The sequence below is a fragment of the Streptomyces sp. NPDC013457 genome, assembly GCF_043089925.1.
GTDB lineage: Bacteria > Actinomycetota > Actinomycetes > Streptomycetales > Streptomycetaceae > Streptomyces.
This window is the reverse complement of the sequence record NZ_JBICBL010000016.1, coordinates 103,430-117,586: the sequence shown is the minus strand read 5'-3', so window position 1 is coordinate 117,586 and position 14,157 is coordinate 103,430. Positions and strand designations below refer to the sequence as shown.

15 protein-coding genes and 1 pseudogene are annotated in these 14,157 nt (G+C 71.0%); 5 read left to right on the top strand and 11 right to left on the bottom strand.

Annotated features, from left to right (window positions below):
* Window positions 1-34 precede the first annotated feature (34 nt).
* Entirely contained in the window at window positions 35-1,351 is a 1,317-nt protein-coding gene (locus tag ACF1G2_RS33260; RefSeq protein ID WP_391801880.1) for a hypothetical protein, read from the top strand.
* Here ACF1G2_RS33260 and ACF1G2_RS33255 read toward each other — a convergent pair.
* Window positions 1,344-1,997: a Tat pathway signal sequence domain protein gene (locus ACF1G2_RS33255; protein ID WP_391801879.1), complete on the bottom strand. Its 654-nt coding sequence runs from the start codon at window positions 1,995-1,997 to the stop codon at window positions 1,344-1,346. The genes ACF1G2_RS33260 and ACF1G2_RS33255 overlap by 8 nt on opposite strands.
* Before the next feature lie 390 nt (window positions 1,998-2,387).
* Here ACF1G2_RS33255 and ACF1G2_RS33250 point away from each other — a divergent pair, with 390 nt between their 5' ends.
* The 3 genes from ACF1G2_RS33250 (at window position 2,388) to ACF1G2_RS33240 (ending at window position 4,541) form a co-directional block, all read left to right on the top strand.
* Window positions 2,388-3,116: a TetR/AcrR family transcriptional regulator gene (locus tag ACF1G2_RS33250; protein WP_391801878.1), complete on the top strand. Its 729-nt coding sequence runs from the start codon at window positions 2,388-2,390 to the stop codon at window positions 3,114-3,116.
* A 208-nt stretch (window positions 3,117-3,324) separates the two neighbouring features.
* On the top strand, window positions 3,325-3,996 hold the full coding sequence (locus ACF1G2_RS33245) for a DUF6230 family protein (RefSeq protein WP_391801877.1): 672 nt from the start codon (window positions 3,325-3,327) through the stop codon (window positions 3,994-3,996).
* A gap of 206 nt (window positions 3,997-4,202) precedes the next feature.
* On the top strand, window positions 4,203-4,541 hold the full coding sequence (locus tag ACF1G2_RS33240) for a DUF6114 domain-containing protein (protein ID WP_391801876.1): 339 nt from the start codon (window positions 4,203-4,205) through the stop codon (window positions 4,539-4,541).
* An 88-nt stretch (window positions 4,542-4,629) separates the two neighbouring features.
* Here ACF1G2_RS33240 and argG read toward each other — a convergent pair whose 3' ends face one another.
* From argG to ACF1G2_RS33190, 10 genes and pseudogenes are all read right to left on the bottom strand, one after another.
* On the bottom strand, window positions 4,630-6,075 hold the full coding sequence (gene argG / locus ACF1G2_RS33235) for an argininosuccinate synthase (protein ID WP_391801875.1): 1,446 nt from the start codon (window positions 6,073-6,075) through the stop codon (window positions 4,630-4,632).
* Between the two features lie 37 nt (window positions 6,076-6,112).
* Entirely contained in the window at window positions 6,113-6,751 is a 639-nt protein-coding gene (locus tag ACF1G2_RS33230) for a phosphatase PAP2 family protein (protein ID WP_391801874.1), read from the bottom strand.
* Window positions 6,752-6,799: 48 nt separating this feature from the next.
* A complete protein-coding gene (locus ACF1G2_RS33225; protein ID WP_391801873.1) occupies window positions 6,800-8,137 on the bottom strand; it encodes a diacylglycerol/lipid kinase family protein in 1,338 nt (445 codons plus the stop codon).
* A gap of 433 nt (window positions 8,138-8,570) precedes the next feature.
* Entirely contained in the window at window positions 8,571-8,843 is a 273-nt protein-coding gene (locus ACF1G2_RS33220) for a hypothetical protein (RefSeq protein ID WP_391801872.1), read from the bottom strand.
* Between the two features lie 124 nt (window positions 8,844-8,967).
* Window positions 8,968-9,762 carry an SDR family NAD(P)-dependent oxidoreductase gene (locus ACF1G2_RS33215; protein WP_391801871.1) on the bottom strand — a complete coding sequence of 265 codons (795 nt, stop codon included), beginning with the start codon at window positions 9,760-9,762 and terminating at the stop codon, window positions 8,968-8,970.
* A 218-nt stretch (window positions 9,763-9,980) separates the two neighbouring features.
* Window positions 9,981-10,304: pseudogene (locus ACF1G2_RS33210) on the bottom strand (hypothetical protein); the annotation flags it as partial.
* Between the two features lie 18 nt (window positions 10,305-10,322).
* A complete protein-coding gene (locus tag ACF1G2_RS33205) occupies window positions 10,323-11,429 on the bottom strand; it encodes a hypothetical protein (RefSeq protein ID WP_391801870.1) in 1,107 nt (368 codons plus the stop codon).
* A 112-nt stretch (window positions 11,430-11,541) separates the two neighbouring features.
* On the bottom strand, window positions 11,542-11,883 hold the full coding sequence (locus ACF1G2_RS33200) for an STAS domain-containing protein (RefSeq protein WP_391801869.1): 342 nt from the start codon (window positions 11,881-11,883) through the stop codon (window positions 11,542-11,544).
* A gap of 122 nt (window positions 11,884-12,005) precedes the next feature.
* Complete coding sequence (locus tag ACF1G2_RS33195; RefSeq protein ID WP_391801868.1) at window positions 12,006-12,284, bottom strand: hypothetical protein; 279 nt, start codon at window positions 12,282-12,284, stop codon at window positions 12,006-12,008.
* 81 nt (window positions 12,285-12,365) lie between these two features.
* Complete coding sequence (locus tag ACF1G2_RS33190; protein WP_391801867.1) at window positions 12,366-13,505, bottom strand: YihY/virulence factor BrkB family protein; 1,140 nt, start codon at window positions 13,503-13,505, stop codon at window positions 12,366-12,368.
* A 152-nt stretch (window positions 13,506-13,657) separates the two neighbouring features.
* Between ACF1G2_RS33190 and ACF1G2_RS33185 the strand changes: the two genes are divergently transcribed.
* Window positions 13,658-14,029, top strand: a complete 372-nt coding sequence (locus ACF1G2_RS33185) for a PRC-barrel domain containing protein (protein WP_391801866.1) — start codon at window positions 13,658-13,660, stop codon at window positions 14,027-14,029.
* The last annotated feature ends 128 nt before the right edge of the window (window positions 14,030-14,157 follow it).

Genomic DNA, 14,157 nt, shown 5'->3' with positions numbered 1-14,157 from the left:
GCTGTCGCCCCGGGGCCCTCTAGGGTGAACGCCCATGACCGACCGCGTACTGGAACTGCTGCGTACCCGCCCCGACCTGGCCGAACTGGCGGCCTACCCCTTCAACTTCGACATCGAGCGGGCGTACCACGTGGAAGACGTCCATCTGGCGTCCGGCGCCTCGCTGGAGCCGATCGCGGGAGACGACACCGGCGGCACGTACTTCCTCTGCGGCGGCACGGCCGTCCTCCACGCCTCCTCCGACGGGTACGCCTCGCTGCTCGCCGACTCCGTGAGCGTGGCGCTCGAGATCCTTGTCCGGCTGCCCTGGTGGTGCGAGGACGTCTCCGCCGACCTGGACGAGGAAGGTCTGCTGGCCGCCGTACGGGAGGGGGACATCGACACCTATGAGGAGTCCGCCCCCGAAATCGACGCGCAGAGGAGGGCGTTGATCGCCGGGCTGGGACTTCCCGACCGGCCGCTCACCGAACTCCACGCCCTGTCCGAGGCGGCCACGAGGCGAACCGAGCCCGACCACCTGCTGCTCAACTCCGACGAGCTGTGCGCGTACCAGCTGGAGGAGCGCTACCGGCAGCCGCTGCGGGACATCGTCCTCGCCCCGGGGCGGGCGGCGCTGGAGCGGATGCGCTCCGGTGACCTCACCGTACGGGAGGAGGTGGCCGCGGATCCGGTTCTGCGCGCCGGAGTGCTGCGCGCGGCGACGGCCGGCCAGATCACCGACCTCACGGAGGCCGTCGAGTGGGCGCGTGCCGAGGAGGGCCGACGTCCTGAGGACGACTTCACCTGGGTCGACCTCGCCCACCGGCAGGGACGGATCGAGAACGCACGGGTCGCCCTGATCCGCATGCTGGACGACACCGGCCCGGACGCGGACCGGCTCCGCCGGCTGAGCCGCGCACTGGAGCGCCTCGGCGACCATGCCCAGGCGGCACGTGGTCAGGTCAACCTCCTCTCCCTCCAGGACTCACCGCGGGACCGGGCCTCCGAGGCCTCCGTCCTCGCCCGCCTCGAACGCCACAAGGGCGACCTTCCGGCCGCCGCCCGCGCCCTGGAGAAGGCGCGGACGGCGCTGGACGAATTCCCCGAGGGCCGTCGCCTCGGGCTCGGCCGTCTGGTCACGGAGCAGCACCTCGAACTGACCCTCGCCGCCGCGGAGGCGGGTCACACAGAACTCGCCCGGACGACGATGGGACACGCCAGGCGTCTGCTCGCCACCATCGCCGAGCGGTCGGTGAAGGCGCTCAGCGCCCTCTCCACGCAGGCCAAGTGGACCGTCGCCCGGCTTCCGTCCGGGAACGCGTCGCGTGCGCTCCCGGACGGACCTGGGGCGAGTGGCGCCGGAGTCAGTTGACGAAGACGGGGGCGCCGGCCTGGGTGCTGTCCTGGACCGGTCCGTACGTGGCCGTGAAGTAGCCGTTCGCCGGGCAGGTGCCGGGCCCGGTGGCCTTCGTGAAGTGCTGGTTGGAGAAGGCGAGCGAGTTGTCGGCGTTCGACGGGGCCGCCGTCAGACTCGTCGCCCGGTACACGCAGGTCGTCAGACCCAGGATCGTGTTGATCTTCAGCGTGGTCTGGATGGGACCGGTGCTGCCCGCGGTCACGGTGAGCGACCCGCCGGACGTGACGGCCGTGGTGTAGGGCAGGTTGTTGACCGTGATGCTCTGCACACCGGTCGCCCCGAAGATATTGGTCGTACAGGTGCTCAGTGTGTGGGACGTCAGCGTCTCGGTCGCGGTCCCGGGCGCGGCGGGGTTGCTGGTGACGGTGGCACTGAAGGCGGAGGCGTTGCAGGTGATGCCGGTGCTGCCGCCCGACGTGGTGGCGATCTTGGCGGTGGTGCCGGAGACGAGCGAGGCGGCGAGGACGTCGCCGACCGCGACCGACGGACCGCTCGCACTGCCGGTCGTCAGCACCGCGCCGGCCGCACCGGCCGGTTGGGTGACGGCCAGCACCGCGGCGAGGGCCGCTCCGGCGGAGGCTAAGAAGGCACGCTTGTTCATGGTGGGGGTCCTTTCGTACCAGGATGGCGAGGGGATGGCAGTGGTGGAACCCGGCTCTGCCCAGGGGCGCGGGGACATCGCCCGGTACGGGCACGCGTGAGTGGCCGGCGGCGGCCGGTGGCAGGGGAAGGATGCGGCTCGAAGGGGACAGGCAGAGCGAGGGGCATCTCTTGTCGGGCCGATCCGGCGCCACGGATCGGCCCGACGATGTCGCGGGACGCGACGAGAGCGTGATACACGGTGCTGTGTGCGGTGCTGTCCGGTGTGCGGTGCCGGGCGGGTCCGCGTCCCCGGGGGACCGGGCCGCCGACCGCACAACGAGAGGAAAACCCATCAGGGTTGTAAACCTGTCGAGTATGTGACGTCAACAGCCCTGGGGGGATGTGGCCGGTGAAGGGTGCTCGTCCGACCGAGGAGTGGCAGGCCCTGCCCGGCGCGCGTACGGGCCGCGACCCGGAACGCTCCCTGCGCCCGGGCCCCCGGCGTCTGACGCCGGAACAGGTGGCGTCGAGGCAGCGCGAGAGGCTGCTCGACGGGGTGGCCCGGATGGTGGCGGCGCACGGGTACGCCGGTGCCCGGATCAGCGACATCTGCCGGGCCGCCGGAGTGACCCGGCCCGTGTTCTACGCCCTGTTCACGGGCAAGGAGGACGCGGTACTCGCCGCGTACCGGAGTGGTACGCAGATGGTCGTACGGGCCATGCAGAGGCCGTACGAGGAGGCGGGCGGCGCGGCCTCCTGGCCGGCGGCGGTGCGGGCAGGACTCCGTACGATGCTGGCGCTGCTGTCGCAGACCCCGGCCTTCGCGCGGATGGTCGTCGAGATCGAGTCGGCGGGGCCCGCCGGGCGCCGTGCGCGGGCCGAACTTCTGGCCAGTTTCCGCCGGTTCTTCGTCGACGCGCCGCCCGCGCCGCCGGGGGTGGAGCGGGCGGAGCTGGTGGACACGGTCGTCGGAGCCGTCCACGCGGCGGTGCACCGCGCGGTCGACCAGGACCGCACAGGGGAGCTGCCGCGTCTGCTGGACACGCTGGTGCACGTCGTGGTCGCACCGTTCACGGGGAACGACGGCACCGGTGCGTCCGGTGCGTCCAGTGGTGCTGACGTGGGCTCCTGTGCGTGACGTCCCGCACCGCACGCACCATCGACACCTTTCTACTGCACGGTAGTTGACTGGGCGGTAACGACGGGCTTACGGTCCAGGCGGTTCCCTGCCACGCGGCCGCCTCCGTGCACGAGACGTGAGGAAGACCCGGGCGGGTCGGGGGACCGTCCGCGCCAGGACACCACCGCCACCAGGTCTGTTTCCTCGTCATTGTCAGGAGCACCTCATGGCCATGTCCGAAGGCCCCGCCCTGCCCGAAGAGCCCACCCCTGCACCCTCCTCATCCCCGGCCGAGGAGGTGCGGCGACGCGGCCGCGTCCGTTTCCGGCGCTCCGCCCTCATGGCGGCCCCCGCCTGCGCGATCGCCGCGACCCTCGTCGTACTGACGGCCCAGGGGGCCCTCGCCGCCCAGTTCGCCATCTCCGGCATGCCGTTCACGGTGAAGGCCGACACCCTCAAGGGCACCGGCTTCGGCCAGTTCGGGGCCCTGGACACCATGCCCGAAGGCAGCCCGAACGCCGGTGACACCGGCGGCCAGGTGCTGGTCATCGTCACCGCCATCCGCCAGGCCGAACTCACCGATCTCTGCCAGAGCGTGGAACTCGGCGGCACCCATCTGCGCATCACGGCGGGCAACAGGGGCACGCCGGTCAAGGCGACCGGTCTGACCACGGACTCCACCGAGATCTCCGGCAAGCTCGCCGCCTTCGACAACATCGAGATCGGCGGCGACGCCAGCACCTTCGACAAGCCGCCCGTCAAGGGGCCGCTCGGCGTCTTCGGCCAGCAGGCCGACACCGTCACCATCACCGACGTGCACCAGACCAACTACGCCACCACCGCCACCCGCTTCACCCTGCCCGACCTGCACATGAGCTTCGCGTCCGAGGGCTGCTGACGATGGCACCGGCGTCATCGGCCGGCCCGGCGGCGTCCTCGAACCCGGCGTCGTCGAACGCGTCATCGCCGCCCCCGGCGTCGTCGGACCCGGCGGCACCCGCCTCCGCGGCCCCGGCGGCCGCAGGCACCTCGGACGGCGCCGGCCGACACCCCTGGCGCGCCTTCGGCCGATGGCGCCACCGCCGGCCCTTCGGGCCCGGGGTCATGATCATGCTCGGTGGTGGCGAGATCCTCCTCACCCAGCAGGCGAGCATCTCCGTGATCCTCGCGGCGGGGGCGGACAGTCTCGTCGGCTACGTCCTGCCGGTCATCATGATCGTGTGCGGGGCGCTGATCGTGCTCAACCCACGCCAGCGCCTCTTCTACTCGGTCGTCGCCGTCCTGGCCTCGCTCGCGACCTGGGTCACCTCCAATCTCGGCGGGTTCTTCATCGGGCTGCTCCTCGGCCTCGTCGGCAGCTCGCTCGCCTTCGGCTGGCTCCCCGACCAGCCCCCGCGCCGCCGTCTGCGCCTGCTCCTCACCCGTCGCCGCAAGGAGGCGTAGACGCGGCGAGGCCGTCCCGGCGCCGATGGGCGCCGGGACGGCCTCGTACGGAGCCGCCGGCTCCGGGGGAGAGGACGGACCGGACCGGTCAGTCGGTGCCGGACTCCATCGCGGCCCGGTCCAGCAGCTCCTCGATGCCGGACACCTCGCCGCGCGAGGCGATGGCCTCGGCGCCGCCCTGCGGCATCGTGCCGATCAGACCGGTCGCGGCCGCCTGGGCCGCGCCGATGGCCGGGTTGGCGGTGCCGATCAGGCCGAGCCCGGCGTACTGCTCCAGCTTGGCGCGCGAGTCGGCGATGTCGAGGTTGCGCATGGTGAGCTGGCCGATCCGGTCCACCGGACCGAACGCGGAGTCCTCGGTGCGCTCCATGGACAGCTTGTCCGGGTGGTAGCTGAAGGCAGGGCCCGTGGTGTCGAGGATCGAGTAGTCCTCGCCGCGCCGCAGCCGCAGGGTGACCTCACCGGTGACGGCCGCGCCGACCCACCGCTGCAGCGACTCGCGGATCATCAGCGCCTGCGGGTCGAGCCAGCGGCCCTCGTACATCAACCGGCCGAGCCGCCTGCCCTCGTTGTGGTACTGCGCGAGGGTGTCCTCGTTGTGGATGGCGTTGACGAGGCGCTCGTACGCCGCGTGCAGCAGGGCCATGCCGGGCGCTTCGTAGATGCCGCGGCTCTTGGCCTCGATGATCCGGTTCTCGATCTGGTCGGACATGCCCATGCCGTGGCGGCCGCCGATGGCGTTGGCCTCCATGACCAGGCTGACGGGGGAGGAGAACTCCTTGCCGTTGATCGACACCGGCCGGCCCTGGTCGAACCCGATCGTCACGTCCTCGGCGGCGATCTCCACCGACGGGTCCCAGAACCGGACGCCCATGATGGGCTCCACGGTCTCCACACCGGTGTCCAGGTGCTCCAGGATCTTCGCCTCGTGGGTGGCACCCCAGATGTTGGCGTCCGTCGAGTACGCCTTCTCGGTGCTGTCCCGGTAGGGCAGGCCGTGGGCGAGCAGCCACTCGGACATCTCCGTACGGCCGCCGAGCTCGGTCACGAAGTCCGCGTCGAGCCACGGCTTGTAGATCCGCAGGTGCGGATTGGCGAGCAGCCCGTACCGGTAGAACCGCTCGATGTCGTTGCCCTTGAAGGTCGAGCCGTCGCCCCAGATCTGCACGTCGTCCTCGAGCATCGCCCGCACGAGGAGGGTGCCTGTGACGGCGCGGCCGAGCGGCGTGGTGTTGAAGTAGGCCCGACCACCGGAGCGGATGTGGAACGCCCCGCAGGTGAGCGCGGCCAGACCCTCCTCGACCAGCGCCGCACGGCAGTCGACCAGCCGGGCGATCTCGGCGCCGTAGGTCTTGGCGCGGCCGGGCACGGAGGCGATGTCGGGCTCGTCGTACTGCCCGATGTCGGCGGTGTACGTGCACGGGACGGCGCCCTTGTCACGCATCCACGCGACGGCGACCGACGTGTCGAGCCCGCCCGAGAAGGCGATTCCGACGCGCTCGCCGGAAGGAAGGGAGGTGAGGACCTTAGACATAGGAAGAGTATGCATAATCTCGCATGATCATGCAAAGTCACCTCCGAAACCTGAGAGTGTCGCGCCGGGAGAGGGCCAGGGTCAGGACGGTCGTGGCCGTCGTGGCGCCGAGCACGCCGCCCGCCAGGACGTCGCCCGGATAGTGGACACCCGTGTGGACGCGGGAGTAGCCGACGGCGCAGGCGAGGGCCGTGAGGGGCAGGGCCGCGGGGGGCAGGACGTAGCCGACGGCTGCCGCGAAGGCCACTGCGGAGGCCGTGTGCCCGGACGGGAAGGAGGCCGAGGTCGGCATGGGGACGTGCCGGTCGATGACGACCCTGGCCGCCTCGCGGTCGGGGCGGGACCGGCGTACGAGCCGCTTGCCGAGCAGATTCGCCGTGGCGGAGGCCACGGCCACCGCTCCGACACCGAGGACGGCGGCGCGCCGCGGCCGGCCGGGGACCAGGGCGAGCGCGGCGGCGATACCGAAAGAGATCTTGGAATGGTCGGCCGCGGCCGACAGCCGCCGCAGGCGCGGGTCCAGGGTCGGCGTGGGCGTCGCGGCGACGGCGGCGTAGACGGCGCCGTCGATGGCCCGGAGATCGGCGAGGACGGCGGTGACACCCGCCGTGAACCGACGCCCCGCGCGGCGCGCCTTCTCTGCTCGTGCCACTTCCTGCTCGTGTGCTTCCCTCATCACCCTCTGCTCTCGTCGATGGCTCGCCCCCTCCGTTCCCGTTCCCGCTCAGTCGCGTCTCTCTCTTCCCTGGAAGGCCAGCGAGAGGACGCGGCGCCAGTCGACGGGAGGCGAGACCGCGGGCGCGCCGGGGCGGCCGCGCGGCACACGTACCCGGAGTGCCCGGCGGCGGACGGTGCACGTCACCGGCACGGGCAGCGTGATCGCTTCGCCGTCGACGGCGACGGGAATGGTGGTCTCGGCGTCACAGGTGACCTCGACGCGGTGGGCGGTCAGGACGTTCAGACTGTCGGACTGCGAGCCCCGCAGCGCGACGTCCGCCGCCTGCGCCGCGCTCTCCACGCGGAGCCCGATGACTCCCAGCGTTCCGTGGTCCAGGCGGGGCCGGCGACCGCCCGCCAGGGGATCCGGCCGGGCGTACGCGTTGTTGCTGACCAGAATGGCCTGCTGCGAGGTCAGCCGCTCCTTGTCGGCGGTGGCATCCAGCCGCGGGCCGGTCTCGTGCAGCAGGTCGGGCATGACGTCCAGAGCTGTCTCCGCCTTGGCGTCGCGGTACTCGGGGCGCTCCACGACCCCCGCGTACACCCCGAACGACACGGTGTTCACGAACGGCCGACCGTCCACGCTGCCGAGATCGACGCGGAGCTCCTCGCCGTCCGTCAGGGCCTCCAGCGTGAGCGACGGATCGTTGCGGTCGAGACCGAGGTCCATGGCGAAATGGTTGCGCGTGCCCGCGGGGATCACCAGGAACGCCACGTCGTGCTCGGCGGCGACCGCGGCGACCTGGGCCTGCGTACCGTCGCCGCCCGCGACTCCGAGCAGATCCGCCCCCTCGGCCACGGCCTCGCGGGCCAGCGCCGTGACGTCGAAGCGTCCGGACGGCTCCAGCAGCACCACTCGGGCGCCGAGCCGTTCGGCCTTCTCGACGAGCTCGAACCGCTCGACCTTGCCGCCACCCGAGTCGGGGTTCATCAGGATCACGGGCTTCCGCGGAGGCCGCCGGGGCTCCGCCCGCATGACATGACGAGCGTGCGGCCGCCGCAGAGCCGTCCGCGCACAGGCCGCCGCCACGCTCCAGAGCCCGACCGCGATGAGCGCGGTCACCCACAGCCCGCCCCGCACGTACAGCACGACCAGACCCACGGGCGCGCCGACCATGAGCACGACACCGAGCCACCGGCGCGGTCCGCGGTGGGCCAGCGCCCACCAGATGCCCGCGGCCGACACGACCAGCGCGGCCAGACCGCTCACGACGATCAGGAGCCCCCCGCCGTCGAGCCCCAGGAGCAGCACGACGACCGCCGCCACGACGGCCACCACAGCCCCTCGGGCCCACCACGGGGCCGCACGCTCCGAGGCGCCGGCACCACTCGCCCCCACTGCCATCGTCCCCACCTCACTGGCCGCCAGGCCTCCGTACCGTCATCACGCCAGCCTTCCCGGACCGGCGCCCCGCCAACGCACCGACGGACCCGTCCGGGTGACGCCCGAGTCAGGTCCACTCTGCCGGTCCGGCGAAGAACCGGCAGCCGGGAACGGCGGCGGGTACGTCGTATGCCCCGCCCGGAGACGCGTACACCCGCCCGGACCTGGGGCTCGGCGGGGCTCGGTGGACGCGGCGGGGATCGGCGGGGGCGAGACGCGCATGCGCCAGGTACGCGGCTCCTCCACGACGAGGCCCGAGCCCACGAGCTGCCATGCTCCCGCTCGTGGACGACGGCCGAGACGAGTGCGCGCTTTCCACGGCCACAGCCCGCCCACGGCAGTACGGGTCTCACCCCGGCACGGAGGGGCGCGCCGCGCCACGCTCAGAGGACGGTCAGGCCGGCTCCGACCGGGAGGAGGCATCGATCTCCACCTGGAGCGCCCGAGCCTGCGCTTCGAGCTCCGCGATCCGGGCCTCACGCTGATCGGCCACCGCCGTGATGCGCGCCGTCTCCGCGGCGATCACCTCACACGCCAGCTCGACGGCGGCGTCCAGCTCCTCGTCGCCTGCGACGGCGGCGTATTCCTCCAGCGCACGCTTCACGGCGTCGGAGCCTCCGCGTGCGTAGATCTGCTGGAGAGTCTCCTGGTCAAGCCGGTCCGTCACGATCAGGTACTGCCTTTCGGTCAACGCGCCCCGGGCAAGGGAGGGGTCACGCTACCGGTTGAAGTCGTGCGACCGGTATCCGGCGAGTCGCCCAGGGCCCCGGCCCCAGGTCGAACGGGCACGGCTACGGCAGAATCGAGTCCACATATCCGCCGTCCACGCGCAGTGCGCCGCCGGTCGTGGCCGAAGCCTGGTCGGAAGCGAGGTAGACGACCATGTGGGCGATCTCCTCGGGTTCGATGAGCCTCTGCACCAACGACTGCGGCCTGTGCTCCCGCATGAACACCCGCTGAGCTTCGTCCCACGGCAGGTCGCGGTCGACGAGCTCGTACACGAAGTCCTCCACACCGCCCGTGTGGGTGGGCCCGGCGATCACCGAGTTGACGGTGACACCTGTCCCGGCCGCCTGCTTGGCGAAGCCGCGCGTGACGGACAGCAGCGCGGTCTTGGACATGCCGTAATGGATCATCTCGGCGGGAACGACGACCGCCGAGTCACTGGCGATGTTCTGGATCCGGCCCCACCCGCGCTCGCTCATACCGGGCAGGTACTGGCGGATCAGCCGTACCGCCGTCAGTACGTTCACCTCGAAGTACCGGCGCCACTCCTCGTCACTGATCTCCAAGGGGTCGGCCGGTCCGAAGATGCCGAGACTGTTCACCAGGATGTCCACCTCGGGCAGCACGTCGCCGACAAGGCGGGCGCCCTCCTCGGTCGTGACATCGGCGACGACCGCCACCGGCGCCGCGCCCGTGGCCTCGCGCCTCATGTCGGCAACGGCCCGCTCCACCCGCTCCCGCGTCCGCCCGTTCACCCCCACGCGCGCCCCGGCGCGGGCCAGCCCAGTGGCGATGGCGGCACCGATCCCCTGAGTGGATCCGGTGACCAGCGCGGTACGTCCCGTCAGATCGATGCGCATCAGCGGACTTGTCCTCGCAGCTCGAGAATGGCGACCGGTCGGTCGTGATCGAGGCTATGTGTTGTCGGCACGCTGAGTGATGACCGAGGCCGTCGGGTCGGTACGGGAAGTCGCGCGAAACCGAGCGGCTGAGGCTGTCGCTGCCCGCGATGGTCGGTCTCCAGCCAGCCCAGCCCTGCGGCCAGTCGACGCCTTGCCGAGCCGGAAGCGACACTCCGTCAGTCCGGCCGGATTCGCGGAAGCTGTAGCGCCAGCGCGTCGAAACGAGCAGCGCATCGCCATGCGAGGAGCTCTGCTCGCCGTACACGACCGCCGTACCCGAGGCGGGACGGACCATTCGCGTGAAGACCTCCCACGTCGTGGCGTCCACGCCTGCGTACTCGAAGAAGCCCGCTTCGTACGCGGGGGACCGTCCACCATGCCCCCCGTTCGAAGCGCCAGACCGCGTGCACGCACTCGTCCGCCTGCATGGGGCCGATGCCGGACGGCAGCCCCAATTCGGCCTGGTAGACGTTCAGATGGCTCCTGAACAGGCAGGAGGCTCCGTTGTCCGGGCCGTCCTAGAAGAGGCCGGCGCGCGCGTGCCCGGAGAGGCTTTCGAGGATCTCTCGCAACCGCGGACTGCGGACGGCCGGGAGTCGAACCAGGGTGTGGCGGAGGACGCTCGGATCGGGCCGGAACAAGTACCGGGGGCGCGGGGCGGGCGGGTCGTCGCGCAGGACGCCGGCGGGCATGCCGCCCGACGCAGGAAGCGGAAGGTGAGGCTTCGGGAAAGCCAGCGACAGCCACACCCCGAACGGCAGAGGCACGGGGTATGCCGAAGCCGCCGGGGCGCCCGGGGTCCACGTCTGTCCGGTCTGCGGATGGGTCGGTACGAGGGCGATGTCAGCGTCCGCGTCGGGGGCAGGCAGTCCTGGTCCGGCCAGAACGGCGCGCCGTGTCTGCGGGCCCGAGGGCAGCAGGGCATCGAGGGTGCGTTGGAACACTTCCTTGCTCAGACCGTCGGAGACGGTCACCTGCTGCCCCTCCGAGGCTGCCAACAGGTGAGCAAGTGCCCGGCCGACCGCGGCCTCCCACTGCGGGCTCCACGACCAGAAGTGGTCCGTCCCGGACTGCGGCCCCCAGGTGGCGATCGGCTCGAACGGCGGCGTGGGCTTCTCTTCCTTCAACAGCTCTGCCCAGCTGAGGGGCACGGAGTCCGCGCCGTCGACCGGAAGGCGGCGCACGGCATGGGGCGCGAGCCATACCGCCTGCCAGAGTGAGCAGTCGTCGATCCGGCTCGCCACAGGCATGCCACACGCCTCGCAGGCCATGTTGGGGCCGTCTGTGCCGTCGAGCCCGCAGCAGTTGCCGCCGGCCCTCTCCGGAATCAACACGGTGCCACGGGCGTCGCCGGGTGCGATGACGATCGAACCGGGGGCACTGTCGGAGAGCGCGTGGACCGGTGCGTAGATGCCGCGGGCCACCGCCTCGCCCGGAGGGATATCCTCCCACCGCCGCCACGGCGGTCCCCAGGGCTCAGGATCCTCGGCGAACGTGCCCGGCTTCATGAGGACCGGGAGCTGAAGCCCGTTCCCGTACCTCTGATGAGCGTGCGCCGGCAGGGCGACCCGGGACAACGGGGTGGTCAGCTCGGCGCCGCATCCCGTACACACGAAAACGAACAAATGCCCTCCGATAGCGATTCGGAGGGCATCGTTGCAGTTCATGGGCAGACCGGCCAACGTGCTTTGAGCGCGCTGCGAGCCCTCACGCCCGCCTACCGCCGGTGCGCCAGTCCTACGCGATGGGTCCCACCGCGAACATCCCCGCCGTGTCGGTCGTTTCCAGCAGGCGCAACAGCTGATGGCAGGGTGCCCCGAGCCGGAGGCTGTGACCGAGTTCCATGGCATGGCGGCGGGCGTCCAGGAGCACGTTGAGGCCCGAGGAGTCGCAGAACGACGAATGCCTGAGATCGAGGACAACCTCGGCCCGGGATGGTGCCTGGGCGATCCCCGTGAACAGCGTGATTCGTACCTCGTCCGCGTGATGCATGTCCAGGTCACCTGTCACGTGCACGACGTGGGCTTGCGAAAGTGCTTCGCTGTGGCGGTCCGTATGTTTCCCGTACGTGGTTCTCACGGCGTTCACCTCGATCGCCCTGCGGCTGCCCAGGCCCGGCCGCGGTATGCGGCAGGCCCGCACCTGGCGCTACGGCACGCCTGCTCAGTGCCTGGCTGACACGGCATGCGCTGCACCCGGCGCTACGGCACCCACTCCATCCGTAGGCCGTTCGAATCGCTCGCCGTGCCCATGCCCTTCCCGACGCCGCCGATCCACGCGCCCGGCGTCCGCCTGAGCCTCTGTTCCGTGACGAGGCATAGCTGGGAGACGGGTACGTCTGTGGTCGCGCCGACCTTCTCGCCGTCGTACCTGTCGACGGTGGCGGTGTCGGCGGACAGCGCGGTGATGCAGCCGACAGGCAGGTCGGCGAGGTGGCCCGGCGTCGAGCCTGCGGTCTGCCCCAGGTCCTGTGTGGTCACCCGGTCCCCGACTGTGAAACTGCGGGCCATGCGTTCTGATCGATTTCCTGGACCGCCAGGCTTGTGACAGCGACGTACTCATCACTCCAAGCGGCGACGTTCCGCATCCGACCACTTCTGGGTGTCCCTAGGCTCGATGTACAGCTCCTCGTCCTCAGGATGTCCACCCGCGATGGCCCGCTGACGTGCAACCTCGGCGTCGAACTCCAGGCCGAGCAGGAGTGCGAGGTTGGTGATCCAGAGCCACATCAGGAAGACGATGACGCCCGCCAGGGTGCCGTAGACCCTGTTGAAGGAGCCGAAGTGCGCGGCGTAGAAGGCGAATCCGCCCGACGCGAGCATCCAGAGTGCCAGCGCGAGGAAACTGCCCAGGCTCACCCACCTGAATCCGCGGCCCTTGGCGTTCGGGGCCGCCCAGTACAGCAGCGCCATCATGACCGCGACGAGGAAGACCAGGACCGGCCACTTCACGACCGACCACACCGTCATGACCGTGTCGCCGATGCCGAGAGCGGCGCCCGCATGCCGGGCCAGCTCGCCGGTGACCACCACGATCAGCGCGCTCACGCCGGCCAGGACCATGAGCGAGACCGTCAGAGCCAAACGCAGCGGGAGGATCTTCCACAGCGGGCGCCCCTCCGGGACGTCGTAGACGGCGTTCGCGACACGTATGAACGCGCCGACGTATCCGGAAGCGGACCATAGCGCGAGGATCAGACCCACGACGGCGAGGAGAGAACCTGTCCCGCCGTTGCCCCGGAGCTGCCCCACGGCTTCGCCGAGTACGTCGTGTGCGGCACCCGGGGCCAGCTTGTCCACGGTGTCCAGCACATGACGGATGGCCGACTCGCCCGCGATACCGAGGAAGGACACCAGCACCAGGAGAGCCGGGAACAGGGACAGAATTCCGTAGTACGTGAGACTCGCGGCTCGATCGAGCAGTTCGTCGTTCCTGAACTCCTTCAGCGTGCCGCGCAGCACGGCCGTCCAGGACCGCCGAGGCAGGTCGGAGGGGCTGTCGGGAGCACGCTCTTCGACACCCTCGTCAGGGCCCACCGGCTTGTCTCGGCCCACGCTGCCAGGGCCCACCTGCTCGTCAGGACCCACGTCGGCCGGACTCACGTCGGCCGGACTCACGTCGGCTGGACTCACGTCGGCCGGGCCGCGGCCCCCGGAAGCGAGGCGCCTGTCAACGCGCTCGGAACTCTCAGTGCCCTTCATGACCGTCGCGTTACCGCTCCGCCGCAGCCCATGCCTGCACAGCCGTGCGTAACGCGTGTACCGCCCCGCCCGACGGACGTCGACACCGCGGCCGCTGTGTGGGCTCCGACAACAGGGGAAGGCGCCACCGAGAAACGGAGGAGGACGCCACCATGACAGAAAACCCGTGGACCTACAGCACGGCATGTGGCCATCTGCCGGGGACCGACCTGACCGGTTGGAGCGTCGAAGCGACCGACGGTCCCATCGGTTCGGTGGACAAGCATTCCGACGAGGCCGGTGACGCCTACCTGGTCGTGGACGCCGGTACGTGGATCTTCGGCAAGCTGCTCATCCCCGCCGGTGCGGTCGTCGCGGTCGACCCGGCGTCCGGCACCCTGCACCTGTCCCTCACCAAGGACCAGGTCAGTGACGCCCCGCAGTTCCTTGCCGACCAGCACCTCGCCGACCGGCAGTACCGAGAGGACGTCGTGGCGTACTACCGCTTGGCCGACCCGTGCGATGGCGGCGCCGACTCTCCCTGACACGTACGGTGCCGGGCGGGCTGATCGCCTGCTGCCCAAGCGGGAGCACGCCGCCCCAAGTGGGAGGGGCGGGACACGCTAGTGGGAGGGGCGGGGCACGCTGGGAACGACGCCGGTCCGCTCCGAGA

Bases quoted from the DNA above. Each gene is read 5' to 3' on its own strand.
- ACF1G2_RS33260 (WP_391801880.1), top strand. From the start codon at position 35: ATGACCGACCGCGTACTGGAACTGCTGCGTACCCGCCCCGACCTGGCC.
- ACF1G2_RS33255 (WP_391801879.1), bottom strand. From the start codon at position 1,997: ATGAACAAGCGTGCCTTCTTAGCCTCCGCCGGAGCGGCCCTCGCCGCG.
- ACF1G2_RS33245 (WP_391801877.1), top strand. From the start codon at position 3,325: ATGGCCATGTCCGAAGGCCCCGCCCTGCCCGAAGAGCCCACCCCTGCA.
- ACF1G2_RS33240 (WP_391801876.1), top strand. From the start codon at position 4,203: ATGATCATGCTCGGTGGTGGCGAGATCCTCCTCACCCAGCAGGCGAGC.
- argG (WP_391801875.1), bottom strand. From the start codon at position 6,075: ATGTCTAAGGTCCTCACCTCCCTTCCTTCCGGCGAGCGCGTCGGAATC.
- ACF1G2_RS33230 (WP_391801874.1), bottom strand. From the start codon at position 6,751: ATGAGGGAAGCACACGAGCAGGAAGTGGCACGAGCAGAGAAGGCGCGC.
- ACF1G2_RS33225 (WP_391801873.1), bottom strand. From the start codon at position 8,137: ATGGCAGTGGGGGCGAGTGGTGCCGGCGCCTCGGAGCGTGCGGCCCCG.
- ACF1G2_RS33215 (WP_391801871.1), bottom strand. From the start codon at position 9,762: ATGCGCATCGATCTGACGGGACGTACCGCGCTGGTCACCGGATCCACT.
- ACF1G2_RS33190 (WP_391801867.1), bottom strand. From the start codon at position 13,505: ATGAAGGGCACTGAGAGTTCCGAGCGCGTTGACAGGCGCCTCGCTTCC.
- ACF1G2_RS33185 (WP_391801866.1), top strand. From the start codon at position 13,658: ATGACAGAAAACCCGTGGACCTACAGCACGGCATGTGGCCATCTGCCG.